Source organism: Citrobacter sp. Cf136 (genome assembly GCF_030333815.1).
GTDB classification, from domain to species: Bacteria; Pseudomonadota; Gammaproteobacteria; order Enterobacterales; family Enterobacteriaceae; genus Citrobacter; species Citrobacter freundii.
In genome coordinates, this window is sequence record NZ_JAOWFE010000041.1 from 249,279 (window position 1) to 274,767 (window position 25,489).

At 54.2% G+C, this 25,489-nt stretch carries 27 protein-coding genes; 22 read left to right on the forward strand and 5 right to left on the reverse strand.

The genetic code is table 11. From position 1 onward, the window contains the following. The first annotated feature begins 33 nt into the window (after positions 1 to 33). From ivbL to nepI, 11 genes are all read left to right on the forward strand, one after another. Positions 34 to 132, forward strand: a complete 99-nt coding sequence (ivbL, locus tag OGV98_RS22915) for an ilvB operon leader peptide IvbL (protein WP_003827118.1) — start codon at positions 34 to 36, stop codon at positions 130 to 132. Between the two features lie 107 nt (positions 133 to 239). Then, on the forward strand, positions 240 to 1,928 hold the full coding sequence (gene ilvB, locus OGV98_RS22920; protein WP_279279129.1) for an acetolactate synthase large subunit: 1,689 nt from the start codon (positions 240 to 242) through the stop codon (positions 1,926 to 1,928). Between the two features lie 3 nt (positions 1,929 to 1,931). Continuing rightward, a complete protein-coding gene (ilvN, locus tag OGV98_RS22925; RefSeq protein ID WP_003023914.1) occupies positions 1,932 to 2,222 on the forward strand; it encodes an acetolactate synthase small subunit in 291 nt (96 codons plus the stop codon). Between the two features lie 154 nt (positions 2,223 to 2,376). Further along, the gene (gene uhpA, locus OGV98_RS22930) at positions 2,377 to 2,970 is read left to right on the forward strand and encodes a response regulator transcription factor UhpA (protein WP_286552197.1); all 594 of its coding nucleotides are present in this window, start codon (positions 2,377 to 2,379) and stop codon (positions 2,968 to 2,970) included. Continuing rightward, entirely contained in the window at positions 2,967 to 4,469 is a 1,503-nt protein-coding gene (gene uhpB, locus OGV98_RS22935) for a signal transduction histidine-protein kinase/phosphatase UhpB (RefSeq protein WP_057101855.1), read from the forward strand. The genes uhpA and uhpB overlap by 4 nt, the downstream gene beginning before the upstream one ends. 9 nt (positions 4,470 to 4,478) lie before the next feature. Beyond that, entirely contained in the window at positions 4,479 to 5,807 is a 1,329-nt protein-coding gene (locus OGV98_RS22940; RefSeq protein ID WP_003023927.1) for an MFS transporter, read from the forward strand. 142 nt (positions 5,808 to 5,949) lie between these two features. Next, complete coding sequence (gene uhpT / locus OGV98_RS22945) at positions 5,950 to 7,341, forward strand: hexose-6-phosphate:phosphate antiporter UhpT (RefSeq protein WP_003023929.1); 1,392 nt, start codon at positions 5,950 to 5,952, stop codon at positions 7,339 to 7,341. Positions 7,342 to 7,466: 125 nt separating this feature from the next. Then, a complete protein-coding gene (locus OGV98_RS22950; protein ID WP_003023933.1) occupies positions 7,467 to 7,919 on the forward strand; it encodes a DUF1198 family protein in 453 nt (150 codons plus the stop codon). Positions 7,920 to 8,019: 100 nt separating this feature from the next. After that, complete coding sequence (locus OGV98_RS22955) at positions 8,020 to 8,382, forward strand: type II toxin-antitoxin system RelE/ParE family toxin (protein WP_049000674.1); 363 nt, start codon at positions 8,020 to 8,022, stop codon at positions 8,380 to 8,382. After that, on the forward strand, positions 8,369 to 8,668 hold the full coding sequence (locus OGV98_RS22960) for a helix-turn-helix domain-containing protein (protein ID WP_049000676.1): 300 nt from the start codon (positions 8,369 to 8,371) through the stop codon (positions 8,666 to 8,668). The genes OGV98_RS22955 and OGV98_RS22960 overlap by 14 nt, the downstream gene beginning before the upstream one ends. A gap of 118 nt (positions 8,669 to 8,786) precedes the next feature. Beyond that, the gene (gene nepI / locus OGV98_RS22965) at positions 8,787 to 9,980 is read left to right on the forward strand and encodes a purine ribonucleoside efflux pump NepI (RefSeq protein ID WP_003840662.1); all 1,194 of its coding nucleotides are present in this window, start codon (positions 8,787 to 8,789) and stop codon (positions 9,978 to 9,980) included. A gap of 49 nt (positions 9,981 to 10,029) precedes the next feature. Here the strand turns inward: nepI and gmuD are convergent, their stop codons facing one another. Together gmuD and OGV98_RS22975 are read right to left on the reverse strand one after the other, a co-directional pair. Next, positions 10,030 to 11,412 (reverse strand): 6-phospho-beta-glucosidase GmuD, encoded by a 1,383-nt coding sequence (gmuD, locus tag OGV98_RS22970; RefSeq protein WP_139935879.1) that lies wholly within the window; start codon positions 11,410 to 11,412, stop codon positions 10,030 to 10,032. A gap of 94 nt (positions 11,413 to 11,506) precedes the next feature. Then, the gene (locus tag OGV98_RS22975; protein WP_003840665.1) at positions 11,507 to 11,800 is read right to left on the reverse strand and encodes a YicS family protein; all 294 of its coding nucleotides are present in this window, start codon (positions 11,798 to 11,800) and stop codon (positions 11,507 to 11,509) included. Between the two features lie 130 nt (positions 11,801 to 11,930). Here OGV98_RS22975 and OGV98_RS22980 point away from each other — a divergent pair, with 130 nt between their 5' ends. The 10 genes from OGV98_RS22980 (at position 11,931) to nlpA (ending at position 21,823) form a co-directional block, all read left to right on the forward strand. Beyond that, positions 11,931 to 12,347, forward strand: coding sequence for a GNAT family N-acetyltransferase (locus tag OGV98_RS22980; protein WP_003023951.1), 417 nt, complete (start codon positions 11,931 to 11,933; stop codon positions 12,345 to 12,347). A gap of 90 nt (positions 12,348 to 12,437) precedes the next feature. Further along, positions 12,438 to 15,236 carry a transcriptional regulator DagR gene (gene dagR, locus OGV98_RS22985; RefSeq protein ID WP_003840669.1) on the forward strand — a complete coding sequence of 933 codons (2,799 nt, stop codon included), beginning with the start codon at positions 12,438 to 12,440 and terminating at the stop codon, positions 15,234 to 15,236. Positions 15,237 to 15,356: 120 nt separating this feature from the next. After that, complete coding sequence (locus OGV98_RS22990; RefSeq protein WP_003840671.1) at positions 15,357 to 15,782, forward strand: PTS sugar transporter subunit IIA; 426 nt, start codon at positions 15,357 to 15,359, stop codon at positions 15,780 to 15,782. Positions 15,783 to 15,794: 12 nt separating this feature from the next. After that, a complete protein-coding gene (locus OGV98_RS22995) occupies positions 15,795 to 16,280 on the forward strand; it encodes a PTS sugar transporter subunit IIB (protein ID WP_003023959.1) in 486 nt (161 codons plus the stop codon). Positions 16,281 to 16,305: 25 nt separating this feature from the next. Next, on the forward strand, positions 16,306 to 17,055 hold the full coding sequence (locus tag OGV98_RS23000; protein ID WP_003023960.1) for a PTS mannose/fructose/sorbose/N-acetylgalactosamine transporter subunit IIC: 750 nt from the start codon (positions 16,306 to 16,308) through the stop codon (positions 17,053 to 17,055). After that, the gene (locus OGV98_RS23005; RefSeq protein WP_005121522.1) at positions 17,052 to 17,912 is read left to right on the forward strand and encodes a PTS system mannose/fructose/sorbose family transporter subunit IID; all 861 of its coding nucleotides are present in this window, start codon (positions 17,052 to 17,054) and stop codon (positions 17,910 to 17,912) included. The genes OGV98_RS23000 and OGV98_RS23005 overlap by 4 nt, the downstream gene beginning before the upstream one ends. A 3-nt stretch (positions 17,913 to 17,915) precedes the next feature. After that, positions 17,916 to 19,025, forward strand: coding sequence for a D-glucosaminate-6-phosphate ammonia lyase (gene dgaE / locus OGV98_RS23010; RefSeq protein WP_202580909.1), 1,110 nt, complete (start codon positions 17,916 to 17,918; stop codon positions 19,023 to 19,025). Further along, the gene (gene dagF / locus OGV98_RS23015; RefSeq protein ID WP_103848862.1) at positions 19,012 to 19,755 is read left to right on the forward strand and encodes a 2-dehydro-3-deoxy-phosphogluconate aldolase; all 744 of its coding nucleotides are present in this window, start codon (positions 19,012 to 19,014) and stop codon (positions 19,753 to 19,755) included. The genes dgaE and dagF overlap by 14 nt, the downstream gene beginning before the upstream one ends. 210 nt (positions 19,756 to 19,965) lie before the next feature. After that, a complete protein-coding gene (locus OGV98_RS23020) occupies positions 19,966 to 20,880 on the forward strand; it encodes an Rpn family recombination-promoting nuclease/putative transposase (RefSeq protein ID WP_196615083.1) in 915 nt (304 codons plus the stop codon). Between the two features lie 124 nt (positions 20,881 to 21,004). Continuing rightward, the gene (gene nlpA, locus OGV98_RS23025) at positions 21,005 to 21,823 is read left to right on the forward strand and encodes a lipoprotein NlpA (RefSeq protein ID WP_044714225.1); all 819 of its coding nucleotides are present in this window, start codon (positions 21,005 to 21,007) and stop codon (positions 21,821 to 21,823) included. A gap of 28 nt (positions 21,824 to 21,851) precedes the next feature. Here nlpA and OGV98_RS23030 read toward each other — a convergent pair whose 3' ends face one another. The 3 genes from OGV98_RS23030 to OGV98_RS23040 form a co-directional block, all read right to left on the reverse strand. Continuing rightward, positions 21,852 to 22,754, reverse strand: a complete 903-nt coding sequence (locus tag OGV98_RS23030) for a carboxylate/amino acid/amine transporter (protein WP_003023973.1) — start codon at positions 22,752 to 22,754, stop codon at positions 21,852 to 21,854. 118 nt (positions 22,755 to 22,872) lie between these two features. Then, on the reverse strand, positions 22,873 to 23,178 hold the full coding sequence (locus tag OGV98_RS23035; protein ID WP_044714222.1) for a putative quinol monooxygenase: 306 nt from the start codon (positions 23,176 to 23,178) through the stop codon (positions 22,873 to 22,875). Position 23,179: 1 nt separating this feature from the next. Beyond that, complete coding sequence (locus OGV98_RS23040) at positions 23,180 to 24,187, reverse strand: zinc-binding alcohol dehydrogenase family protein (RefSeq protein ID WP_032937145.1); 1,008 nt, start codon at positions 24,185 to 24,187, stop codon at positions 23,180 to 23,182. 104 nt (positions 24,188 to 24,291) lie between these two features. On the opposite strand from OGV98_RS23040, the gene OGV98_RS23045 reads away from it, so the two are divergent. Continuing rightward, entirely contained in the window at positions 24,292 to 25,206 is a 915-nt protein-coding gene (locus OGV98_RS23045) for a LysR family transcriptional regulator (protein ID WP_061549938.1), read from the forward strand. Positions 25,207 to 25,489: the final 283 nt, after the last annotated feature.

Here is a 25,489-nt window from a genome sequence, read left to right on the forward strand (position 1 = left end):
AATCCAGTTAATCAACAAACAGACAGGTCCCTAATGAACCCTTCCATGCTGACTGCGACCCTACTAAAAACTGCGCCATCTCGCGCAGCGGTCGTCGTGCGTGTGGTGGTGGTCGTCGGCAATGCGCCGTAGGGTCCGAATCAACACACGATTCCAAAACCCCGCCGGCGCAAACCGGGCGGGGTTTTTCGTTTCAGAGACCTGCCCGGAGCAAAGGCCCAGAATAAAAGGACTGGAGCATGGCAAGTTCGGGCATAACATCCAAGCGTACGCGTTTTACGGGCGCAGAATTCATCGTTCATTTCCTGGAATGTCAGGGGATTCAGGTCGTCACCGGTATTCCAGGCGGCTCGATTCTTCCCGTCTATGACGCCTTAAGCCAAAGCACACAAATCCGTCATATCCTGGCGCGCCACGAGCAGGGCGCGGGGTTTATCGCGCAGGGAATGGCGAGAACCGATGGCAAACCCGCTGTGTGTATGGCCTGTAGCGGACCGGGCGCAACCAACCTGGTAACCGCCATTGCCGATGCGCGTCTGGATTCCATCCCGCTGGTGTGTATCACCGGGCAGGTTCCGGCCTCAATGATCGGCACCGACGCTTTCCAGGAAGTCGACACCTACGGCATCTCTATCCCCATCACTAAGCACAACTATCTGGTCCGCCATATCAGTGAATTACCGCAGGTCATGAGCGATGCGTTCCGCATTGCGCAGTCCGGACGTCCAGGCCCGGTGTGGATAGACATTCCTAAGGATATTCAAACCGCCGTTTTTGAAATTGAAGAGATGCCGGAACCCGCGCAGAAAATGGCGGCACCAGCGTTCAGCCAGGACAGCATTCGCGATGCTGCAGCTATGATTAACGCCGCTAAACGCCCGGTGCTGTATCTCGGCGGCGGCGTAATTAATGCGCCTGAGAGGGTGCGTGAACTGGCCGAAAAAGCAAAACTGCCTACCACCATGACGTTGATGGCGCTCGGCATGCTGCCAAAAGCGCATCCGCTGTCGTTAGGCATGCTGGGCATGCATGGCGCACGCAGCACCAACTTTATTCTGCAAGAAGCGGATTTACTGATTGTTCTGGGCGCACGTTTTGATGACCGGGCGATTGGTAAAACCGAACAGTTCTGCCCGAATGCCAAAATCATCCACGTGGATATTGACCGCGCGGAGCTGGGTAAAATCAAACAGCCGCATGTGGCGATCCAGGCAGATGTCGATGAGGTTCTGGCACAATTGCTCCCGCAGATTGAAGCGCAGCCGCGTGAAGAGTGGCATCAACTGGTGTCTGACCTGCAGCAAGAATTTCCGTGCACGATCCCACAGGAAAAAAATCCGCTCAGCCACTATGGATTGATCAACGCCGTGGCTGCCTGCGTAGACGACAGCGCCATTATCACCACCGACGTAGGCCAGCATCAGATGTGGGCGGCACAGGCTTACCCGCTGAATCGTCCGCGCCAGTGGCTGACCTCCGGCGGTCTGGGAACCATGGGCTTTGGCCTGCCTGCGGCGATTGGTGCGGCCCTGGCTAACCCAGACAAAAAAGTGCTGTGCTTCTCCGGCGATGGCAGCCTGATGATGAATATTCAGGAAATGGCGACCGCCAGCGAAAATCAGCTGGATATTAAAATCATTCTGATGAATAACGAAGCGTTAGGTCTTGTATATCAACAGCAGAGTCTGTTCTATAAGCAGGGTGTTTTTGCCGCGACCTATCCGGGGATGATTAACTTTATGCAGATAGCTGCCGGGTTTGGTCTCGAAACCTGCGATCTGAATAACGAAGCGGACCCACAGGCAGCGTTGCAGGAGATTATTAATCGCCCTGGACCTGCGCTGATCCACGTGCGCATCGATGCCGAAGAAAAAGTGTACCCGATGGTGCCGCCGGGTGCGGCAAACACAGAAATGGTGGGGGAATAAGCCATGCAACAGCAGACTCATGACAACGTAATCCTGGAACTCACCGTACGTAACCATCCGGGCGTAATGACTCACGTTTGCGGCCTGTTCGCCCGTCGTGCGTTCAACGTAGAAGGCATCCTCTGTCTACCGATTCAGGACAGCGATAAGAGCCGCATCTGGCTACTGGTCAACGACGATCAACGTCTTGAGCAGATGATAAGCCAGATCGACAAGCTTGAAGATGTGGTGAAAGTGGCCCGCAATCAGTCCGATCCGTCGATGTTTAACAAAATCACCGTGTTCTTTGAGTGATTCGCTCAAGGCTTGAACAGCAAAGCACTTATCGTTAAGGTAAGCGCTTTTGCCGGTTGGCGGTATTAATGCCTTATCCGGCCTACAACGGCACCTGCCCGTAGGCCTGATAAGCGCAGCGCCATCAGGCATGTCTTAGCGCCAGGATGAACCCATGATTACCGTTGCCCTTATTGACGACCACCTTATCGTCCGCTCCGGCTTTGCCCAACTGCTGGGGCTGGAACCTGATTTGCAGGTGGTGGCTGAGTTTGGCTCAGGCAGTGAGGCGCTGGCGGGATTACCGGGACGCGGCGTGCAGGTCTGTATCTGTGATATCTCGATGCCAGATATCTCCGGTCTTGAACTGTTAAGCCAGTTACCAAAAGGAATGGCGATTATCATGCTCTCCGTCCACGACAGCCCGGCGCTGGTGGAGCAGGCGCTCAACGCGGGCGCGCGTGGTTTCCTTTCTAAACGCTGTAGCCCGGATGAGCTGATCGCAGCGGTGCATACCGTTGCGACCGGCGGCTGTTACCTGACGCCGGACATCGCCGTCAAACTGGCGGCTGGTCGTCAGGATCCGCTCACCAAACGCGAACGTCAGGTAGCGGAAAAACTGGCACAAGGTATGGCGGTCACAGAGATTGCTGCTGAACTGGGTCTGTCGCCGAAAACGGTGCACGTGCATCGCGCCAACCTGATGGAAAAGCTGGGCGTCAGTAACGACGTCGAACTGGCCCGCCGGATGTTTGACGGCTGGCAATGAACACGCTCTGTTCCCGGTTAATCACCGTTGTTGCCTGCTTCTTTATCTTCTCTGCCGCGTGGTTTTGCCTGTGGAGCATCAGCCTGCATCTGGTTGAGCGCCCGGAGCTGGCGGTACTGTTGTTTCCGTTTGGCCTGCGTCTGGGGCTGATGCTGCAATGTCCACGTGACTACTGGCCGGTGCTGTTGGGCGCGGAATGGCTGCTTCTTTTCTGGTTGGCACAGGAAGTGGTGCTGGCCCATTTGCCACTTTTGATGATCGGCAGCTTCCTCACGTTACTCCCGGTGATGCTGATATCGCGATACCGCCACCAGCGTGACTGGCGTACGCTGCTGTTGCAGGGCGCGGCGCTTACGGCGGCGGCATTGCTGCAATCGCTGCCCTGGCTTGGGCAGGGTGAAGAGGCATGGAACGCGTTGCTGCTGACGCTCACCGGCGGATTAACGCTGGCGCCGATCTGCCTGGTGTTCTGGCACTATCTGACCAGCACCACCTGGCTGCCGCTGGGCCCTGCGGTGGTGTCGCAGCCGGTGAACTGGCGCGGGCGGCATCTGGTCTGGTACCTGCTGCTGTTTAGCGTCAGCCTGTGGCTACAGCTCGGTTTACCCGCCGAGCTTTCGCGCTTCACACCGTTTTGCCTCGCGTTGCCGATCATTGCGCTGGCCTGGCACTACGGCTGGCAGGGGGCGCTGATTGCGACGCTGATGAACGCCATCGCGCTGATTGCCAGCCAGACCTGGCACGATCATCCCGTCGACCTGTTGCTCTCGCTGCTGGTGCAAAGCCTGACCGGGCTGCTGCTCGGCGCGGGCATTCAGCGTCTGCGTGAGCTTAACCAGTCGCTGCAAAACGAATTAGCGCGCAACCATCGTCTGGCTGAACGCCTGCTGGAGACCGAAGAGAGCGTGCGTCGGGACGTGGCGCGCGAACTACATGATGATATCGGCCAAACCATCACCGCCATTCGTACCCAGGCGGGTATTGTCCAGCGCCTGGCGCCGGAAAACGCAGGGGTGAAGCGTAGCGGGGCACACATCGAACAACTTTCTCTCGGCGTGTACGATTCGGTGCGTCGCCTGTTAGGCCGCCTGCGACCACGCCAGTTGGACGATCTCACGCTGGAACAGGCCATCCGCTCATTGATGCGCGAAATGGAACTGGAAAGCCGCGGCATCGTCAGCCATCTGGACTGGCGAATTGACGAATCTGCACTCAGCGAAAGCCAGCGGGTGACGTTGTTTCGCGTCTGTCAGGAAGGACTGAACAACATCGTTAAGCACGCCGACGCCAGCGCGGTGACGCTTCAGGGCTGGCAACAGGATGAACGGCTGATGCTGGTGATTGAGGACGACGGCAGCGGTCTGCCGCCGGGGTCGAGTCAGCATGGATTTGGCCTCACCGGGATGCGTGAACGGATTAGCGCCCTCGGAGGATCGCTGTCGATTTCCTGTACGCACGGCACGCGGGTCAGTGTGTCACTGCCTCAACGTTATGTGTAAGGAGCGGCCATGTTTGCGTTTTTAAAAGCCCCGGCCAATGCGCCGCTCATCACCGACAAGCAGGAAGTGGATGCCCGCTATCGCTATTGGCGGCGGCATATCCTGACCACTATCTGGCTCGGCTACGCGCTGTTCTATTTCACACGCAAAAGCTTCAATGCCGCCGTACCGGATATCCTCACCAGCGGCGTGCTGACCCGCAGCGATATTGGGCTACTGGCGACGCTGTTTTACATCACCTACGGCCTGTCGAAGTTTGTTTCCGGTATCGTCAGCGACCGCTCCAACGCCCGCTATTTTATGGGCATCGGGCTGATCGCCACCGGCGTGGTGAACATTTTGTTTGGATTCTCTACCTCACTGTGGGCCTTTGCGGTGCTGTGGGCGCTGAACGCCTTTTTCCAGGGCTGGGGGTCGCCGGTCTGCGCGCGTTTATTGACCGCGTGGTATTCGCGTACCGAGCGCGGCGGCTGGTGGGCGCTGTGGAATACCGCGCACAACGTCGGCGGGGCGCTGATCCCTATCGTGATGGCGGCGACAGCACTGCACTACGGCTGGCGTGCCGGGATGATGATCGCTGGGCTGCTGGCGATTGTGGTTGGGGTTTTCCTCTGCTGGCGGCTGCGCGACAGACCGCAGGCGATTGGTCTGCCGCCGATTGGCGACTGGCGGCATGATGAGCTAGAAATTGCTCAGCAGCAGGAAGGTGCAGGGCTGAGCCGCAAAGAGATCCTCACCCGTTATGTACTGCTGAATCCTTATATCTGGCTGCTGTCACTGTGTTATGTGCTGGTGTACGTGGTCCGTGCAGCGATTAATGACTGGGGCAATCTGTACATGTCTGAGACGCTCGGCGTGGATCTGGTGACTGCCAATACCGCCGTGACCATGTTCGAACTGGGTGGATTTGTCGGTGCGCTGGTGGCGGGGTGGGGCTCGGACAAGCTGTTTAACGGCAACCGCGGTCCAATGAACCTGATTTTTGCCGCCGGAATTTTGCTCTCCGTTGGTTCGCTGTGGCTGATGCCGTTCGCCAGCTACGTGATGCAGGCAGCGTGCTTCTTCACGACCGGATTCTTCGTCTTCGGCCCGCAGATGCTGATCGGCATGGCGGCAGCGGAGTGTTCGCACAAAGAGGCGGCAGGTGCAGCAACCGGTTTTGTTGGTCTGTTTGCCTATCTGGGGGCATCGCTCTCCGGCTGGCCGCTGGCGAAGGTGATGGAGGTCTGGCACTGGACCGGGTTTTTTGTGGTGATCGCCATTGCGGCGGGGATTTCCGCGCTGCTGCTCCTGCCGTTTTTAAACGCCCAGGCTCCGCGCGATCTCAACGAAGCGTGATGCACCTCACCTTTTTGCCCTGAGTGGGGCAAAACTAAGAAATTTTCCCGGTTTCACCTGGACGCTGTCTCAGGCACGTCTCCCGGCTGATTTTTACAATGCCTGCTATTCGCAGGTATAAAAATTAGCTCGGGAGTGTCAAATGCTGGCCTTTCTCAACCAGGTGCGCAAGCCGACCCTGGATCTGCCGCTCGATGTGCGGCGCAAAATGTGGTTCAAACCGTTCATGCAGTCCTATCTGGTGGTCTTTATCGGCTACCTGACCATGTACCTGATCCGCAAAAACTTCAACATCGCGCAGAACGACATGATCTCCACCTACGGGCTGAGCATGACGCAATTGGGGATGATTGGTCTGGGCTTCTCCATCACCTACGGCGTGGGAAAAACGCTGGTTTCCTACTACGCGGACGGCAAAAACACCAAGCAGTTCCTGCCGTTTATGCTGATCCTCTCTGCCATCTGTATGCTCGGCTTCAGCGCCAGCATGGGCGCGGGTTCAACCAGCCTGTTCCTGATGATTGCCTTCTATGCGCTGAGTGGTTTCTTCCAGAGCACCGGCGGCTCGTGTAGCTATTCCACCATCACCAAATGGACGCCGCGTCGCAAGCGGGGCTCTTACCTCGGTATGTGGAACATCTCCCACAACCTCGGCGGTGCGGGTGCGGCAGGCGTGGCGCTGTTTGGCGCTAACTATCTGTTCGACGGTCACGTCATCGGGATGTTTATCTTCCCGTCGATTATCGCGCTGATTGTTGGTTTTATCGGCCTGCGCTACGGCAGTGACTCCCCGGAATCTTATGGTCTTGGTAAAGCTGAAGAGTTGTTTGGCGAGGAGATCAGCGAAGAAGACAAAGAGACCGAAGAAAACGAGATGACGAAATGGCAGATCTTTGTTGAGTACGTGCTGAAAAACAAAGTGATCTGGTTGTTATGTTTCTCGAACATCTTCCTGTACGTAGTGCGTATCGGTATTGACCAGTGGTCCACCGTCTACGCTTTCCAGGAGCTAAAGCTCTCCAAAGAAGTGGCGATTCAGGGCTTTACCCTGTTTGAAGTGGGCGCGCTGGTCGGCACGCTGCTGTGGGGCTGGCTCTCTGACCTGGCGAATGGCCGCCGTGCGCTGGTGGCCTGCGTGGCGCTGGCGTTGATTATCGCCACCCTGGGCGTTTATCAGCACGCCAGCAACCAGTACGTTTATTTGGCTTCGCTGTTTGCGCTGGGCTTCCTGGTGTTTGGTCCGCAGCTGTTAATCGGCGTTGCGGCAGTCGGATTTGTACCGAAAAAAGCGATCGGTGCAGCCGATGGGATTAAAGGGACTTTTGCTTATCTGATTGGTGATAGCTTCGCCAAGCTTGGTCTGGGGATGATTGCCGACGGCACGCCGATTTTCGGCCTCACCGGCTGGGCAGGAACCTTCGCCGCGCTGGACACCGCCGCCATCGGTTGTATCTGTCTGATGGCCATCGTGGCCGTGTTTGAAGAACGTAAAATTCGCCGCGAGAAAAAGATTCAACAATTGAAAGTCGCTTAAGTTAAGTGTGCATTGGTAACTTTTGCCCGCCTTAATGGCGGGCTTTTTTATGCCGTGGCGTTCATCCATCGACAGCGATAAATTTGCCGCTATGATGGGCATCCTGTCTGGTAATGGATGTGCGCATGATTTGGATAATGTTGGCCACCCTGGTGGTTGTTTTTGTGGTGGGATTTCGGGTGCTGACGTCCGGTTCACGGCGGGCAATTCGCCGTCTGAGCGAGCGACTGAACATTGATGTCGTGCCAGTAGAATCGATGATCGATCAGATGGGAAAAGTACAGGGTGAGGCTTTTTTACAGTACCTCCACCGCCCTGATGAATCACATCTGCAAAATGCGGCCCAGGTGCTGTTGATCTGGCAAATCGTGATTGTCGACGGCAGTGAGCCGAATCTGCTGCAGTGGCACCGTTGGCTGCAAAAAGCTCGGCTGGCAGCGCCGATTACCGACGCGCAGGTGCGTCTGGCGCTCGGTTTTTTGCGCGAAATGGAGCCGGACATGCAGGAGCTTAATGCGTTTCAAATGCGCTATAACGCCTTTTTCCAGCCCGAAGATGGTGTGCATTGGTTGCATTGAGAATCAGGTCTGATGGCGAATAAATTATGCAAATAACGATTGATTCAATAGCTAATAAGCTATAATTTCTCTATAGCTTATTAGCTATGAGGGATCGTTGATGTGGGAAGTGGAAACAACGGATGCTTTCGATAAATGGTTTGACGTACAGACCGAAGCGCTCAAGGAAGATATGCTCGCAGCAATGATGATTTTATCCGAGTATGGTCCTCAGTTAGGTAGGCCGTTTGCTGATACGGTAAATGCTTCTGCTTTTTCAAATATGAAAGGGTTGCGAGTACAGCATCAGGGTAGTCCGATTCGGGCGTTCTTCGCGTTTGATCCTTCTCGCCATGGCATCGTGCTATGCGCTGGAGATAAAACAGGGTTAAACGAAAAGAAATTCTATAAAGAGATGATCAGGCTTGCGGATGCTGAGTACCGAAATCACCTAATAAGTAAGGAAAATTATGGCTACCCTTAAAGAATTGATGGCGAAACAAAGCGCGGAAAGCCAGGAGCGTATTACCGAAAAAGTAGAAATACTACGTCAGGCGGTTGCGTTAAATATGTTAAGGGAAGAACTGAATCTCTCTCAGGCTGAACTTGCCTCGGCAATGGGTGTTAAGCAGCCAACAATCGCAAAAATGGAGCAGGCAGATAACGATCCTCGTCTGTCGACGCTCAAGCGTTATGTCACGGCACTGGGTGGTGAACTTAGCATTGATGTTAAGCTACCTACAGGTAAAAGAGTCGCGTTCTATCTTTAAAAATCCGAGTAACCGATATTCTTTGTTAAATGAAACTAGTTGCTGAAACGTTAAATACGTCACAAATTTAATGTTACACTGCGTAACTTTTCTACAATAACCCCACGCAGGTAACAAAATGAGTGAAGCTGTTGAACAAAAATCCCGCGCTGAGGCAAATTCCCGACCTAACTGGTCGGCGGTATTTGCCGTGGCGTTCTGCGTTGCCTGCCTGATAACCGTTGAGTTTCTGCCCGTTAGCCTGTTAACGCCGATGGCGCAGGATCTGGGGATTTCTGAAGGTGTGGCGGGGCAATCGGTGACCGTGACGGCATTTGTCGCCATGTTCGCCAGCCTGTTTGTGACGCAAATTATTCAGGCGACCGATCGTCGCTATGTGGTGATCCTGTTTTCGGTGCTGCTGACGCTTTCCTGTCTGCTGGTTTCCTTTGCCAATTCTTTTTCGCTGCTGCTCGTTGGCCGCGCCTGCCTCGGTCTGGCACTTGGCGGTTTCTGGGCGATGTCGGCGTCGCTGACCATGCGTCTGGTTCCTGCACGTACGGTGCCGAAGGCGCTGTCGGTTATTTTTGGCGCAGTCTCCATCGCGCTGGTGATTGCCGCGCCGTTGGGGAGCTTTTTAGGCGGCATTATCGGCTGGCGTAATGTGTTTAATGCGGCGGCGGTGATGGGCGTGCTGTGCACAATTTGGGTGGTGAGAGCGTTGCCTTCGCTGCCTGGCGAGCCTTCGCATCAGAAACAAAACATGTTCAGCCTGTTGCAGAGACCGGGGGTGATGGCCGGGATGATTGCCATCTTCATGTCCTTTGCCGGGCAGTTCGCCTTCTTTACCTATATTCGCCCGATCTATATGAATCTGGCGGGCTTTGACGTTGATGGCCTGACGCTGGTGCTGCTGAGCTTCGGTATTGCCAGCTTTGTTGGTACGTCGCTTTCGTCGATGATTTTGAAGCGTTCGGTCAAACTGGCGTTAGCCGGTGCGCCACTGGTGCTGGCGCTCAGTGCACTGGTCCTGATTCTGTGGGGCAGTGACAAAGTGGTGGCGGCGGGGATTGCGATTATCTGGGGACTGTTGTTTGCGCTGGTACCGGTCGGCTGGTCGACGTGGATCACGCGCTCGCTTGCCGATCAGGCAGAAAAAGCCGGATCGGTGCAGGTCGCAGTGATCCAGCTTGCCAATACCTGTGGGGCTGCGGTGGGAGGCTATGCGCTCGATACTCTCGGACTGCTGTCGCCCCTGATGCTTTCCGGCAGCCTGATGCTGCTGACAGCGCTTCTGGTGGCAGCAAAAGTTCGCATAAAGGGTATGCAATAAACTAAAGCTCGGTATGCCGGATCGCTATCCGGCATCCTGGTTATTTTTTTTAATTAAAACCATTGTTTTCGGCAGTATGGGCAAACCATTCGCCGCTCTTTTTCACCGTACGTTTTTGCGTTTCTAAATCTAACTGGACAAAACCGTAGCGGTTTTTATATCCGTTGAGCCAGGACCAGTTATCAATAAAAGTCCACATATGGTAGCCAAGACAATTACAACCTTCGCTGATGCCTTTATGTAGCCATTTAAGATGCTCAGAAACAAATTCAATGCGGTAGCTGTCGTTGATCTGGTCATGCTCAACGAAACGCTGCTCATTTTCCACACCCATACCGTTTTCAGAAATAAAGCAGCGCGGGTTGCCGTAATTATCACGAAGATTAGTAATAATATCGTAAATACCAGGCTCATAAATTTCCCAGCCACGGTAAGGGTTCATTTTACGCCCCGGCATTTCGTAATAATCAAACAGCCACTCCGGCATAAACGGCGCGTTTGGATTGACCGCAGTATCACGACATTTCACGCGACGCGGCTGATAATAATTGATACCGAGCAGGTCGATTTTCCCCTCGGCGATGAGCTGACTGTCGCCTGGCTGACAGGTTGGTAGCTGATCGTACTCTTTCAGCAATTCGACCAGATCCGCCGGATATTCCCCTTTTAGTACCGGGTCAAGGAAGCAGCGGTTAAACAGCAGATCCGCATGGTGCGCGGCTTTCACATCCGCCGGGTGCTGAGAGCGTGGATAAGAGGGCGTCAGATTTAGGATCACACCGATCTCACCGCCGTAGTTTCCGGCGCGATACGCCCGTACCGCCGTGGAATGCGCCAGTACAGTGTGATACGCCACGGTGGCCGCGCGTTTGAAATCCACCACGTTTGGGTAATGGAAGTCATACAGATAGCCGCCTTCCACCGGGACAATAGGCTCGTTAAAGGTGAACCAGTGCTTCACCCGGTTGCCGAACAATGTAAAACACGTCTGCGCGTAGCGGCCAAACGCCTCAACCACCTCACGGTTTTCCCAGCCGCCTTTCTCCTGCATCACCATTGGCATATCGAAGTGGAACAGGGTGAAAAATGGCGTAATGCCTTGCGCCAGCAGCTCGTCGATGACGTTGTTATAGAATTCGACGGCTTCCGGATTCACCTCGCCGGTACCGTCCGGGATCAGGCGTGACCAGCTCAGAGACGTACGGAAGCTGTTGTGCTTCAGCTGCTTGAGCAGTGCGATGTCCTGTTTCCAGTGCTGATAAAAGGTTGAGGTGTTTGCCGGACCAACCCCCTGGTGGAAACGACCTGGCTGACGGTCGAACCACACGTCCCACGTGGTCTGGCTTTTGCCGCCGTTCAGACTATCCCCTTCGGTTTGCAGTGCCGAGCAGGCACTGCCCCACCAGAAGTTTTCTGGAAAACGGTATCGCATTGTTATTGCTCCATTGCTATTTATACGTTCTGGCAACAATACGTGTTTTTGCGACACAGAAACCGGTTACAGTGCTCATTTTACAACAAGATGCTTATAAATCCGGGCATTCAACTTTGCCAAGTGCTTCCCAGTAGTTGTTCTGGTTATTTCTTTGTATTGCCAGAATAGCCTCGCGGATATGCTGCTGATTACGTGTATCAGACATAATCGTTTTTTCCCACACGTCATCGGATGGCGACCCCTGCGGGGTGCAAATCTTGCGTAAGTCCTTCAATACAGTATTTTTTTCATGAACGGACTGTAGAGAGCCGTAAGCCGAATCGGCCTGCGCTAAACCCGGCAGCGTGAAAAGAATGGCAATAAGCGGTAAAGCGGCTCGTTTCATGATAATAATCCTTGTTGTCGATGCGCATCATCTCAAGAGTAAGTGTAGACGGCATGCGTCTCACTCATCAGCCTGTGTTAATTTCTAAACAAATAATCAGCCAGAAGTTGTAGTTTTTCAGGAGGATAGGATGCAAATACAGATTACAGATACCATTACCGAAGACGATCAAAATGCCCTGCTTGCCGGATTGCGCGCCTACAACCGCCAGTTCCTGAGAACCACCAATTTTGGCGACCTGGCGGTGTACTGGCGCGATGAAAGCAATGAAATTCTGGGCGGGCTGATTGGCAAAATCAAAGGCGAATGGCTGTGTATTGATTTCCTGTGGATGCATGATTCGCTGCGCAAAGGCGGTTACGGCACAAAATTGATGCAGGCTGCCGAGCAGACAGCGCGTGAGAGAGGATGCCTGCATGCATTGGTGGATACCATGAGTTTCCAGGCGCTGCCGTTTTATCAGAAAAACGGCTATCAGCTGCAAATGACCCTCGATAACTTTCCGGAAACCGGCTCCGCGCGGCATTATTTGTCGAAAACGTTTTGATGACCGTAAGGTCTGGACGCCGCCTCACTTTCTTGCGCAGCAGAATAGTGTATGTTCTGAACAATCATTTATTTCTTAAGCGGTAAAGAGATGAGACGGATTGAGATAATACTGGGGGAGCTGGAACGGCTGACGCGAGGACTGAATCTTGCCCATCTGGCGCAGGAAACGGCGTTCACAGCGGAAGCTATCGGCTTTAACCTCGGACTGGCGCGCAACTCGGTCAGTAAAGATCTCAATCAGCTCTGGAACGACGGCCTGGCGATTAAAAGCCGCGGACGCCCTGTCTTCTTTCTGCATCGTCAGGCGATTGAAACGCTGCTGGGACGCAAACTGGATGAGTCCGAGCGCGAAGTGCAAACCGTTGCCGACCTGTTACCTGTTCAGGAAAACCAGGCGACAGACGATCCCTTTTCTGGCCTGATTGGTTACGATCGCAGCCTGCGCGACGCGGTGGAAAAAGGCCGCGCGGCGGTGCTGTATCCCCACGGGCTGCACGTTCTGCTGACCGGTCCCTCCGGCGTCGGCAAAACCTTTTTTGCCGAACTGATGCACCGTTTTGCCTGCGAACGCGCAGTGGGAGCGTCGCCGCCGCTGGTTTACTTTAACTGCGCGGAATACGCCCATAACCCGGAGCTGCTTTCTTCGCACCTGTTTGGTCATCGACAGGGGGCATTTACCGGCGCAAATGAAAATAAACCCGGTCTGGTCGAGCAAGCCGACGGTGGCTATCTGCTGCTCGACGAAGTGCATCGTCTGCCGTATGAAGGTCAGGAAAAGCTATTTTCTATTCTCGACAAAGGCGAATACCGGCCGCTGGGTTCCAGCGCCGTGGCGCGGTCTATTTCGGTGCGTCTGATTTGCGCCACCACCGAACCGGTAAGTTCGGCGTTGCTGCGTACCTTCCAGCGACGTATTCAGGTGTGTATCGATTTGCCCGGCATCCGCCAGCGTTCAGTGGAAGAGCAGGTTGAACTGATCGTTGGCTTCTTACAGCGTGAGAGCCGCAAAATCGAGCGTACGATAAGCATCGACCGTACTCTGCTGCTCTGGCTGCTGAACAAGCCGCTGGAAGGCAACATTGGTCAGCTTAAGAGCGACATTCAGTTTCTCTGCGCCCAGGCCTGGGCCTCGGGGATGACCGAGCACAGCGACACGCTACAGCTGGATAAACGTCTGACCGAGATCCCCTTTAACGCCACGCCGGAACAACGTCTGTTGGTTGGAGCGCTGTTCGAAGGCAAAGAACACCTGAGCATCGATGCCCGCACGCTGCCCGCGCTGAAAAATTCGCTGGCCACCGGAGCCGAAATTGAAGAGAGCGATCTTTTCTACAGCTTCCTGACCCGCGAATATATCAACCTGCGTAACAGCAACGTGCCGCCAGCCGAAACGCTGGCAATCCTCAAAAACAAGCTCAGTTCGATATTTGAATATGGTCTCTACAGCCGCGACAGCGTGGCGCATCCTCCGCGCTATGGCGATCAGATTGAAGAGCGAGTCACGCTGTTGATCGGCTGTGTTGAGCAGGTGCTTGGTTTTACGCTGCCGGAAAATCTGGTTAACCCGCTGCGCAAACACTTCCTGGCGCTGATTGGCTATGTGCAGCGCGGCCTTATTCCGCAACTTTATTCTTCCAGCCTGATCCTCGATCGCTGCAAAGATGAATACGAAAACGCTACGCTGTTATGCCGAAAAATCAATGAACTGCTGCATATTCAGTGTCCGGCGACGGAGGTGGTCTGGCTGTGCCTGTTCCTCAAAGAGTGTCGCCATTACCGCCAACGGATTGACGCCAGTCCAGACTGCGGGGTGATTTTGATTGCCCACGGTGCGACGACCGCCACAAGTCAGGCGCAGTACGTGAATCGCGTGCTGGAGCGCGAGGTGTTCAGCGCTATCGATATGCCTTTCGAGCAGTCGGTGCATGACACGCTGGAAGCCCTGACGCAGATGATCCAGACCCGGCAATATCGCCGATTGATCCTGATGGTGGATATTGGCTCACTGGTCCATTTTGGCAGCACGATCAGTAAGTTATTCCAGATAGATGTACTGCTAATGCCCAATATCACGCTCACCAGCCTGCTGGAGATTGGGCTGGATTTAAGCTACGAAACCAGCGACTTGCCGCAGCTGGCGGCGTTGATGCAGAGCAAAAATATTCCCTGTCAGCTCTGTACTCCGCAGCAGGAAAACAGCGGTAAAGTGCTGGTTATCTCCTGCATCACCGGGATGGGAACGGCAGAGAAAATCAAAAAGGTGTTGGAGGAGAGCTTCGGTGAGTTGATGTCGCAGGATACGCGGATGGTGATCCTCGATTACAACGAAGTTCGCAGCCTGGAGCGTGTTCAGCAGGCGATTAACGCCAGTGAACGCCTGGCGGGAATAGTGGGCACTTTCCAGCCAGGACTGCCGGATATTCCGTTTATCTCGCTCGAGGAGCTGTTCTCTGAGCAAGGCCCCGAGCTGGTACTCAGCCTGCTGACGCCAGATCTCTCCAGCAGCGAACGCCGTCTGGAGATGGAGCGCAGCGCGATGCGCTTTATCAGCGCGTTGACTATGGAGAGCATCATTAACCATATTTCGGTGCTCAACCCGCAGCGTATTCTCAAAGAGATGGAAGGCGTGCTGAATCATCTGACCACCGCGCTTTCGCTCAAACCGAGCCGTCAGGTGACACTGCGCTTCCTGATCCACTGCTGCTGTATGGTCGAGCGTATCGTGATTAACCGCAAACCGTTACAGATGGCGCTGGAGAACAAGCCGGATCTGGATAATCGCGCGTTTAGTGTCATTAAATCCGCTTTCCTGCCGATCGAAGAGGCCTATGCCATTCGGTTATCGGACGCGGAATATTTTTATATCTACGAACTGCTGTATAGCTAATCCCTTTGCTGGCGCGGCTTTACGCCCCGCCAGCATCCACCACTCCCCCGCGTGACACAAATTCTGGCACAGCCTTTGCTCTGTTTACCTATGTCTATGTAATTGAGCCAGGAGGCCATTTTGACTACCACTGAATCCTTGCCCCAGATCCTGCTGCTGACCCATGGCGGCTGGGGGCAACAGCTTTGCAACAGCCTGCGCATGGTGATGGGTGAAATCAAAGGCGTGACGGAAATTGCGCTGATGCCCGTTGATACGCTCGGCGAGTTTTATCAGCGCGTTGAAGCCGTAGTGAAAACCATGCCGGAAGGCTCATTGATCCTGACTGATTTTATTGGCGGCACCACCTCCAACGTGGCGGCGCGGCTGAGCGCCGATTACCCGGTGGCTGTTATTTCCGGGCTCAACGCCTCTTTGCTGCTGGAGGCGCTCGACAAACGCGAGCATGGCCGGTTGACCACCTGCGTGGCTGAACTGGTCGACGCCGGGCGTAGCAGTTGCCTGGACGTTGTCGCCCACGTGCGTCAATTACAACAATCACAATAAGGAATAAACATCATGGCAAACATCGTCTTATGTCGTATCGATAGCCGTCTGATTCATGGACAAGTGGTGACCAAATGGGTTGGGCAATCTCAGGCAAATCGGATTGCGGTGGTTAGCGATGAGCTGGATGCCGATCCGTTTATGAAAAACATCTACCTGATGGCCGCGCCGCCAAACATCAAAGTGGATTGTTTCGGTAACCAAAGTTTTGCGGCCGCCTGGAAAGAAAACCAGCTTGGTGACGGCAAAGTGCTGGTGCTGTTCCCTTCTCTGGCGGCGGTTCAGGAAGCGGTCCAGTTGGGGTTTGACGTCACTACCATTCAGGTCGGTGGGCTGGGCGGTGGGCCAAACCGCAAAGCGGTATTCCAGAACATTACGCTGGATGAAAAAGACGTCGGCATTCTGAGCGACCTGAAAAATCGTGGGATTCAGGTGTTCTTCCAGACTATCCCGGAAGATAAGCCTCAGTCGCTGGACGATATCCTGAAAAAATTCTAATTCTTTGATAACAGGGTACTTAACTATGGATACTTTAGTCTTTGCAAGCCTGATGGGGTTGTATTACTGGTTTGCCCGTTTACGCCTTGGCTACACCTTCTCCGCTATGCTGCTGCAACCGGTCGTGATTGCCGTATTCGTTGGCCTGCTGTTAGGCAACATGGAAACGGCGATGATCATCGGTGCCGGTATGCAGCTGGTTTATCTCGGCGTGACCTCTACGCCAGGCGGTAACGTCCCGTCGGATCCGGCGCTGGCCGCCTGTATTTCAATTCCTATCGCTGTGAAGGCCGGAATGGACCCGAACCTGGCTATCGCGCTGGCGATCCCGTTTGGCGTCATCGGCGTGTTCCTCGACCAGCTGCGCCGCACGTTAAACGCGGCATGGGTGCATATGGCCGACAAACATGCGGAAACGGCCAACATGGCGGGCATCATGCGCTGTGCATTCCTCTACCCGGCGTTGCTTGGCCTTGTACTGCGTTTCCCGGTGGTTTTCGCCGCCAACTATTTTGGTCAGGACGTGGTGGAAAGCTTCCTCAAGCTGATGCCGCACTGGCTGACGCACTCCTTTGAAATTATGGGCGGCATTCTGCCAGCGTTGGGCTTCGCCATCACCATTATGGTGATCGGTAAAAAGAGCCTGCTGCCGTGGTTTATCGGCGGTTTCTTTGCGGTGCTGTACCTGAAGGTAGACATCATGGCGATGGCAATCTTTGGTACCTGCGTGGCTTTCCTGATTAAAGGTCTGGCGAAAAATGAAGGAGCAGCATGATGAGCAGCGACGTAATGCAACATGAACTGGTGGAGCGTGCGCGTGAAAGCGGCACGCTGACCAAAGCAGACATCACCAAAGCCTGGTTTATCTACTGGCTGGGTGCAGAAGTTTCCAGCTCCTATGAGCGTTTGCAGAGCCTGATTTTCTGCGCCTCGATGACGCCGATCATCAAAAAGCTCTACCCGCAAAAAGAGGAACAGGTAGAAGCGCTGAAACGCCATCTGAACTTCTTCAACTCAGAGCAGACGTTCGGGGCGGTGATTCAGGGGATCTCCATTGCGATGGAGGAACAGAAAACCCGCGGCGAGCCGATCAGCGATGCTTCAATTACCGGGATTAAAACCGGGCTAATGGGACCGCTGGCCGGGATGGGGGACTCGATCATCTGGGCCGCCGTGATGCCGCTGTTAATTGCTATTTTTATCCCATTCGCGGCAAATGGCAGCGCGATGGGCGGAATTGTACCGTTAATCCTCTACCCGGCCATTACGTTGGCAATCAGCTACGGTATGGTGCACAAAGGCTATACGCTGGGACGTGACTCGATAATTGGTCTGCTGCAGGGAGGGCGAATAAAGGAACTTATCTACGGCGCGAACGTGCTGGGCCTGATCATGATGGGCGCGCTTTCTGCGAGCTACGTCAAGATCACCACGCCGTTAAAACTCAGCGCCCTGAAAGGCTCTGAAGTGGTGGTTCAGCAAATCCTCGACTCTATTGCCCCCGGTCTGTTGCCGCTGGCGGCGGTGTTCGCCATTTATTTCTATCTGGTGAAGAAAGGGCCGCGTTACACCACGATTTTGCTGTCGATTGTTGCGCTCAGCGTGGTCTGTTCGCTGCTGGGAGTGTTGTAAGCCATGACACAGAATATCTATCAACAATTGGGGCTAAAACAGGTGATTAACGCCTGTGGCAAGATGACGATTCTGGGCGTTTCCAGCGTCGCGCCGGAAGTGATGCAAGCCACCGCGCGGGCAGCTTCGGCCTTTGTTGAAATTGACCGGCTGGTGGACCGTACCGGTCAATTGGTTTCCCGCTACACCGGCGCGGAGGACAGCTATGTTACTTCGTGCGCCTCGGCGGGTATTGCGATTGCCGTTGCCGCCGCCATTACCCGCGGTGACCAGGCTAGTGTCACGCTGATGCCGGACAGCGCGGGTATGGCCAATGAAGTGGTCATGCTGCGCGGGCATAACGTTGACTACGGTGCGCCCATCACCAGCGCGATCCGCTTAGGCGGCGGACGGGTGGTGGAGGTTGGCTCAAGTAATCTGGCGGCCCGCTGGCAGCTGGAGAGCGCGATTACCGATAACACCGCCGCGCTGCTGTACGTGAAATCGCACCACTGCGTGCAGAAAGGCATGTTGAGCATTGCAGACTTCGTACGGGTTGCGCAGGTTCATAACCTGCCGCTGATTGTCGATGCCGCCGCCGAGGAGGATTTACACGCCTGGGTGGCGAGCGGGGCGGATATGGTGGTCTACAGCGGGGCAAAAGCCTTTAACGCGCCGACCTCCGGGTTTATCACCGGGAAGAAACAGTGGATTGCCGCGTGTAAAGCGCAGCACCACGGAATTGCCCGGGCGATGAAGATCGGCAAAGAGAATATGGTCGGGCTGGTGTATGCCCTGGAAAACTATCATCAGGGGCAAACCGTGGTCACCGCCGAAGAGCTTCGCCCCGTGGCGCAGGCGATTTCAGCGATTCGCGGACTGGATGCGGATATTGAGCAGGACGAAGCCGGGCGCGCCATCTGGCGGATTCGTATTCGGGTGAATGCACAAGAGCTGGGGATGGATGCTTACGCCGTAGAAGCGCAGCTGCGAGAGGGTGATATCGCGATTTACGCTCGCCGTTACAACCTTCATCAGGGCGTCTTTAGTCTTGACCCGCGTACGGTTGCAGAAGGGGAAATGGCACTGATCGTGGCCCGACTAAAGGAGATTGCAGACCATGCAGCACATTAATTTTTATCGCAATAAAGTGGCTATTAACGTGCTGGCGAAGGATATCGCCAACGCCCGGGAAATCTATGACGCTGCCGAAGGTCACGCGGTGATCGGCATTCTTTCGGCGCAGTTCTCCTCGGTTGAGGAAGGGGTTAAGGAAGTGAAACGCTGGATGGTCGACGTGCCGTCGATTTCCGTGGGGCTGGGGGCGGGCGACCCGGCGCAGTATTACAAAGCGGCGATGATTGCCTCACAGGTCCATCCGGCACACGTCAACCAGACCTTTACCGGTTGTGGTTTTGCGGCAGGCGCGCTGGCGGCAACAGGCGGTGAACAGACCCATATCAACGCGTTAGTCAGTCCCACGGGCACGCCGGGGGAAGTGTTGATCTCCACTGGCGTCAGCAGCAGCCAGGGCACGCCAGCCCGCGTTTCCTGTGATGCAGCGGTACGTATGATGCTGGACTCTGGCGCGCATGCGGCGAAGTTCTTCCCAATGGGCGGTGAGCAGTCCCTGCCTGAGTTGTACGCACTGGCGACGACAGCGGCGCGCAACGGCATGACGTTGATTGAGCCGACCGGCGGTATCGATCTCGATAACTTCGGCATTATCCTGCAATCCTGTCTGGAAGCAGGAGTACCGCGCGTCATGCCGCATGTTTACAGCTCGATTATCGACCCTCAGACCGGTAATACCCGACCTGAAGATGTCGCCAGGTTAATGGAGATAGCCAAAGCCCTGGTGTGATGCCGCCATCGTTGGAGAGCGAAAAGAGAATGCCCGGAGGTGCTCACGCCTACCGGGCATTTTTGCGAACATCATTCATGGAAAATGAATGCATTGCAGCAGCATCTATTTATCCTCGAAAACGCCTCGCAGAGAGATAATTTCCCTGATGTCGTCTGTGCCACTGGCGAGTAATGTCCCGTCATCTTGTTCTTCCGGTGACGGACCGCCATGCAAAAACCAACAACATCTACACCGCATGATGCGGTGTTTAAAAAATTCTTAGGCCATCCAGATACGGTGCGGGATTTTCTTGATACCTATCTTCCTGCGTCATTACATGAGCTTTGCGATCTGGATACACTGAAACTGGAACCCGGGAGTTTTATTGAGGAGGATCTGCGTGCCAGTTATTCCGATGTTCTGTGGTCGCTAAAAACTAGAACCGGTAAAGGCTATATCTACGCGTTGATTGAACACCAAAGCTCGCCAGATGCTCATATGGCATTCAGGATGATGCGTTATGCCATTGCTACGATGCAGAAGCATCTTGATGCAGGACACAAAACGCTGCCGCTGGTGGTGCCGATACTTTTTTATCATGGCGTTGACAGCCCGTATCCATACTCGCTGTGTTGGCTGGATGAATTTGACGATCCACAAACTGCGCGGCAGCTTTATGGTTCTGCCTTCCCGCTGGTAGACATCACGGTGGTGTCTGGTGATGAGATTATGCAGCATCGGCGGATGGCGCTACTTGAACTTGTCCAGAAGCATATACGTGAACGTGACCTGATGGTGCTGGTGGATAACCTGGTTGCTCTGCTGGTTAAGGGATACGCTAATGACAGCCAGGTAGAAACGCTATTTAATTATCTGATGCAGTCTGGCAGCGCACCGCGTTTCGAGGCGTTTATTCGCGAGGTGGCTTTACGCGTTCCCCAACACAAGGAGAGATTAATGACTATTGCAGAATGCTTACGCGAGTCGGGGCGAAGAAGGGGTTTATTAGAGGGTAAACTCGAAGGTAAACAAGACGAAGCGTTGCGGATAGCCCATGCCATGCTGGAGAAGGGTATTGATCGTGAACTGGTGCTGATTATTACCGGACTTTCGTTGGACGAACTGGCGGCACATTCAGACTAATCCTTCTCTTTCCCTGTTATGCCTTTTTCTTCTTGCTGATGCTTTTTCGTTTTTTAAACCGCAGCGACCTTGCCGCTATAGTCATTTCATTACTCATCAGGCGGTTATTGCAAAAGGATAGAACGTGAAGCTGAAGATACCTTTTTTTGGGGCCGGGGCGGCGGTATTACTGGCGGGGTTATTGCTGGCAGGATGCGATCAACAGAGCAGTGATGCAAAGCATATCAAAGTGGGTGTGATTAACGGTGCCGAGCAGGATGTGGCGGAGGTCGCGAAGAAAGTCGCTAAAGAAAAATATGGCCTTGAGGTGGAGCTGGTGGGTTTTAGCGGTTCTCTGCTGCCCAACGATGCCACTAATCATGGTGAGCTGGATGCCAACGTCTTCCAGCATCGTCCGTTCCTCGAACAAGATAATAAAGCACACGACTATAAGCTGGTTGCGGTGGGCAATACCTTTGTGTTCCCGATGGCAGGGTATTCGAAGAAAATCAAAACCGTCGCTGAACTAAAAGACGGTGCAACGATTGCGATACCTAACGATCCAACCAACCTCGGGCGGGCGCTGTTGCTGCTGCAAAAAGAGAAGTTAATTACGCTGAAAGCGGATACCGGCCTGCTGCCAACAGCGTTGGATATCACTGATAATCCGCGGCATCTGAAAATTATGGAACTGGAAGGCGCGCAGTTGCCGCGCGTATTGGACGATCAGAAAGTGGATGTAGCGATTATCAGTACCACCTACATCCAGCAAACCGGGCTTTCCCCGGTACATGACAGCGTATTTATCGAAGACAAAAACTCACCGTACGTGAACATCCTGGTGGCGCGAGAAGACAACAAAGATGCCGAGAATGTGAAAGAATTCCTGCAATCTTATCAGTCACCGGAAGTGGCAAAGGCGGCAGAAACTATCTTTAACGGCGGCGCGGTTCCGGGTTGGTAATCATGACCCGTTGCCGCGCCGGTTGGGGTTAAACCGCTCTGGCGCGGCGACGTGAGTCCATTGAGATCAGTACTACCGATGAGAGGATTAAAAGCGTGCCCAGCCAGTCTGGCAGGGTAAAGGTAATACCTAACAACAGTAGTGACAGCAACGCGCTGCTCAACGGTTCTGCGCAGCTTAAAATGCTCGCTTTCGGTCCGCCAATCATCTGCGCGCCTTTCAGGTACAGGCTAAACGTCAGCGACGTGCCGATGACCACCAGATAGAAAAATGCCAGAATCAAACTGCCATTCACCACGAAATTAGTGCCCTGTCCGGCATAAAACGGCAGCAGGATCATGCCGCCGATTAACATACTCCAGCCGACAACCGGCAGCGTGCCGTAGCGCGCGATAAGCGTTGAGGGGTAGGTGGTGTAGAACGCGGCGGCAAACGCCGAGGCAATTCCCCAGAACAGCGCGGCAGGTGATATAGACAGCGACGTTGGGTTACCGTGGGTGACCAGTAAGAAGGTGCCGATAAGCGAGGTGAAGATTGCGGTCAGCACTAAAATCCCCGGTCGAGCTTTGCGCACCACGGAAAACCACGCCACGATAATGGTCGGTGACAAAAATTGCAGCACCGTCGCGGTAGCTGCGTTGGATTTTTCAATGGTCAGCAGAAAGGTGAGCTGTACGGTGAGCGCTCCAACTACGGAAAAAATCAGCAGGCTGATGGCGTCTTTGCGGTTTTTGATAATGGAGAACACTTTGTCGCCGTGAACGAAAGAGAGCATCAGCAGAATCAGCCCGGCGAAAATCAGACGTGTCATGGTCAGAAACTGCGACGACATCTGACTTTGCTCCATGATGTACTGCGCGCAAACGCCTGAACTTCCCCACAATACGGCGGCAATCAGGACGTTCATCATCCCTCTTCTGGTGGAACTCATCTTTCCCTCGGCATGTTGTTTTGTTTTATTTGTGTGCAGGCATCATAGCAGAGATAGCGAAGCGAGTGAGACATGACTGGTGTAGCCCCCCGCGCGGCAGGGGGCTTCGGCAGTTATTTTATGGCGCAATCGGCGTCAGATAATCCAGCCGTAGCGGTTCGGCTAGCAGATCGTTCATTTGTAGAATGAACGTCTGGAAATGTGGCAGAGCGATATGCTCGTCCAGACCGGCCTGACCGTGCCAGGATTCGCGCACGTAAAACACATCCGGCGTGTCGCGTAACTGGAACAGGGCATATTCAATATTGCCCGGCTCCCGGCGAGTAGGCAGTAACAGAGCCTGCAGTGCCTGTTTCAGTGCATCGATTTTCCCTGGTTTGGCTTTCAGTACCGCAATAATTGAAATCACTTCTGAATCTGACATGTTAAAACCCCTCCAGCACAATCTTGCCGACCGAACGACCGGTTTCAATTTGCGCGTGGGCTTTTTGCAGATTTGCCGCGGTGATCGCGCCAAAATGTTCGCCCAGCGTGGTGCGGAGGGTGTTGCTGTCGATCAGCTGTGCCACGCGGGTCAGTAACTGATGCTGCGCAATGATGTCGTGGGTGGTAAACATCGAACGGGTAAACATAAACTCCCAGTGCAGCGAAATGCTTTTGGCCTTCAGCGGACGCGCATCGAGAGTGTGCGGATCGTCAATCAACGCCAGTTTGCCCTGCGGTGCCAGGGCGGCAATAATTTGCGAATAGTGCTGCTCGGTATTGTTCAGGCTGGCAACGTGCGTCACCTCTTTAATGCCTATCCGTGCCAGCTCTTCCGTCAACGGCTTGCTGTGGTCAATCACATGATGAGCGCCCGCTTCACGAACCCATTTCTGGCTCTGCGGACGTGATGCCGTACCGATGACGGTCATTTTGGTCAGCTTACTGGCCAGTTGCGTCAGAATAGAACCGACGCCGCCAGCCGCGCCAACGATCAATAACACATCATCTTCATTGCTATTTTCCTCAACGCCCAGACGGTCGAACAGCATTTCCCAGGCGGTGATGGCGGTCAGCGGCAGCGCCGCAGCAGAAGCATTATCCAGTGTTTTTGGCTTCAGCGCGGTAATACGTTCATCAACCAGCTGAAATTCACTGTTACTGCCAGCGCGGCCCAGCGCTCCGGCATACCAGACTTCATCGCCAGGTGTGAACAGGGTGACGGCTTCACCCACGGACTTCACCACGCCAACGGCGTCCCAGCCCAGAACGCGCGGCACATCGGCGTTAAAACCTTCGCGAACCTTGGTATCAACGGGATTGACGGAAATGGCTTTCACTTCAACCAGCAGATCGTGCCCGGTAGCGACTGGCATGGGCAGGTCAATCTCTTGTAAAAATTCAATGTTATTGCCGTCGGTCGCGGCGCGGGTAATAGCGATGGCTTTCATGGTCTCTCCGGTCACAGGAATCAGTTGAATAATTCGATGGTAAACCGGTAGCAGAACGGGAAAAATAGCCCTACGGCGACAGGACTTATACTCGGGGAGTGAAAATGTTCCGGCTTGAAGATCTCACGTTGTTTGTCCGCGCCGCGGCGCTGAATAGTTTTAGCGATGCTGCGCGCGAAGTCGGCGTTCAGCCTGCTCAGGTCAGTTCAGCTATCAAACGCTTGGAGTCTACGTTGGCTATCCGCTTGTTCGCCCGCTCCACGCGCAGCCTACGCCTGACGCCGGAGGGCGAGGTCTGGCTACCCTATGCCCGCCAGATGCTGGACGTGATGCATGCCGGGCTGCAAAAAATTCAGACCCCAGAAGATGAAGTTTCTGGCACGCTGCAAATCGCCGTGCCTTCCGATCTTGGCCGTAACCTGCTGCTGCCGGTCTTTCAGTCGTTTCGACGCCGCTATCCCGCGCTGCGCCTGCGGATTTTTTTCTCTGATCAGGTGACGGATGTCTTTAAAGACCCCGTCGATGTTGCGTTTCGCTATGGCAATACCGAAGACGCGTCTTACATTGCGCTGCCCGTTGCACCGAGTAACCGACGTGTGCTGGTGGCATCACCGGAATGGGTTACACAAAACGGCGCGCCGCAAACCCCGGATGATTTAACACAGCTCAACGCCATGACCTTCGTTTTACGCGGCCGTCTGCACGATCGCTGGACGTTTACGCGCAACGGCGAGGTCAGAAGTGTGCAGGTTAACGGCACCATTATGAGCGACGATGCGGAAGTGATCCGACGGCTGGCAATTGCCGGGGAAGGTGTGGCGTACAAGTCGTGGCTGGATGTCAGCGAAGATGTGCGTGACGGTCGATTACAACTGCTGATGCCGGATTATCAGGGGGAGAAAGTCCCGCTGAATATGATTTGTCCCCATCGGAAGCAGCTTTCAAGAGCAGTCCGTCTGCTGCACGACGCAGTGAAGGCGCGGTGTGAAATGCTGAGCATTTCCCCTGGGCGTGTCTAACTGAAGGAGTATTATTTTTTATCGATACGCATAAATAATAGCTACTCTCTATTTTTAGCATTAAACTGATCGGAACTCCGATCAGTTTATGATAATTATTCTTGATTATAGTAACCTCGATAAATATTATTCTTTTAATTAATGAGGCATTTATAATATGCTGGTTAATAAATTCCCGGTCATTGGTTAAATGAATTGTATATTTATCAAAATATATTTGACGACATGCTGTTGCTACGATATAAGAAATAATCGCCCTGCTATATAACTATTTCTTTACCTA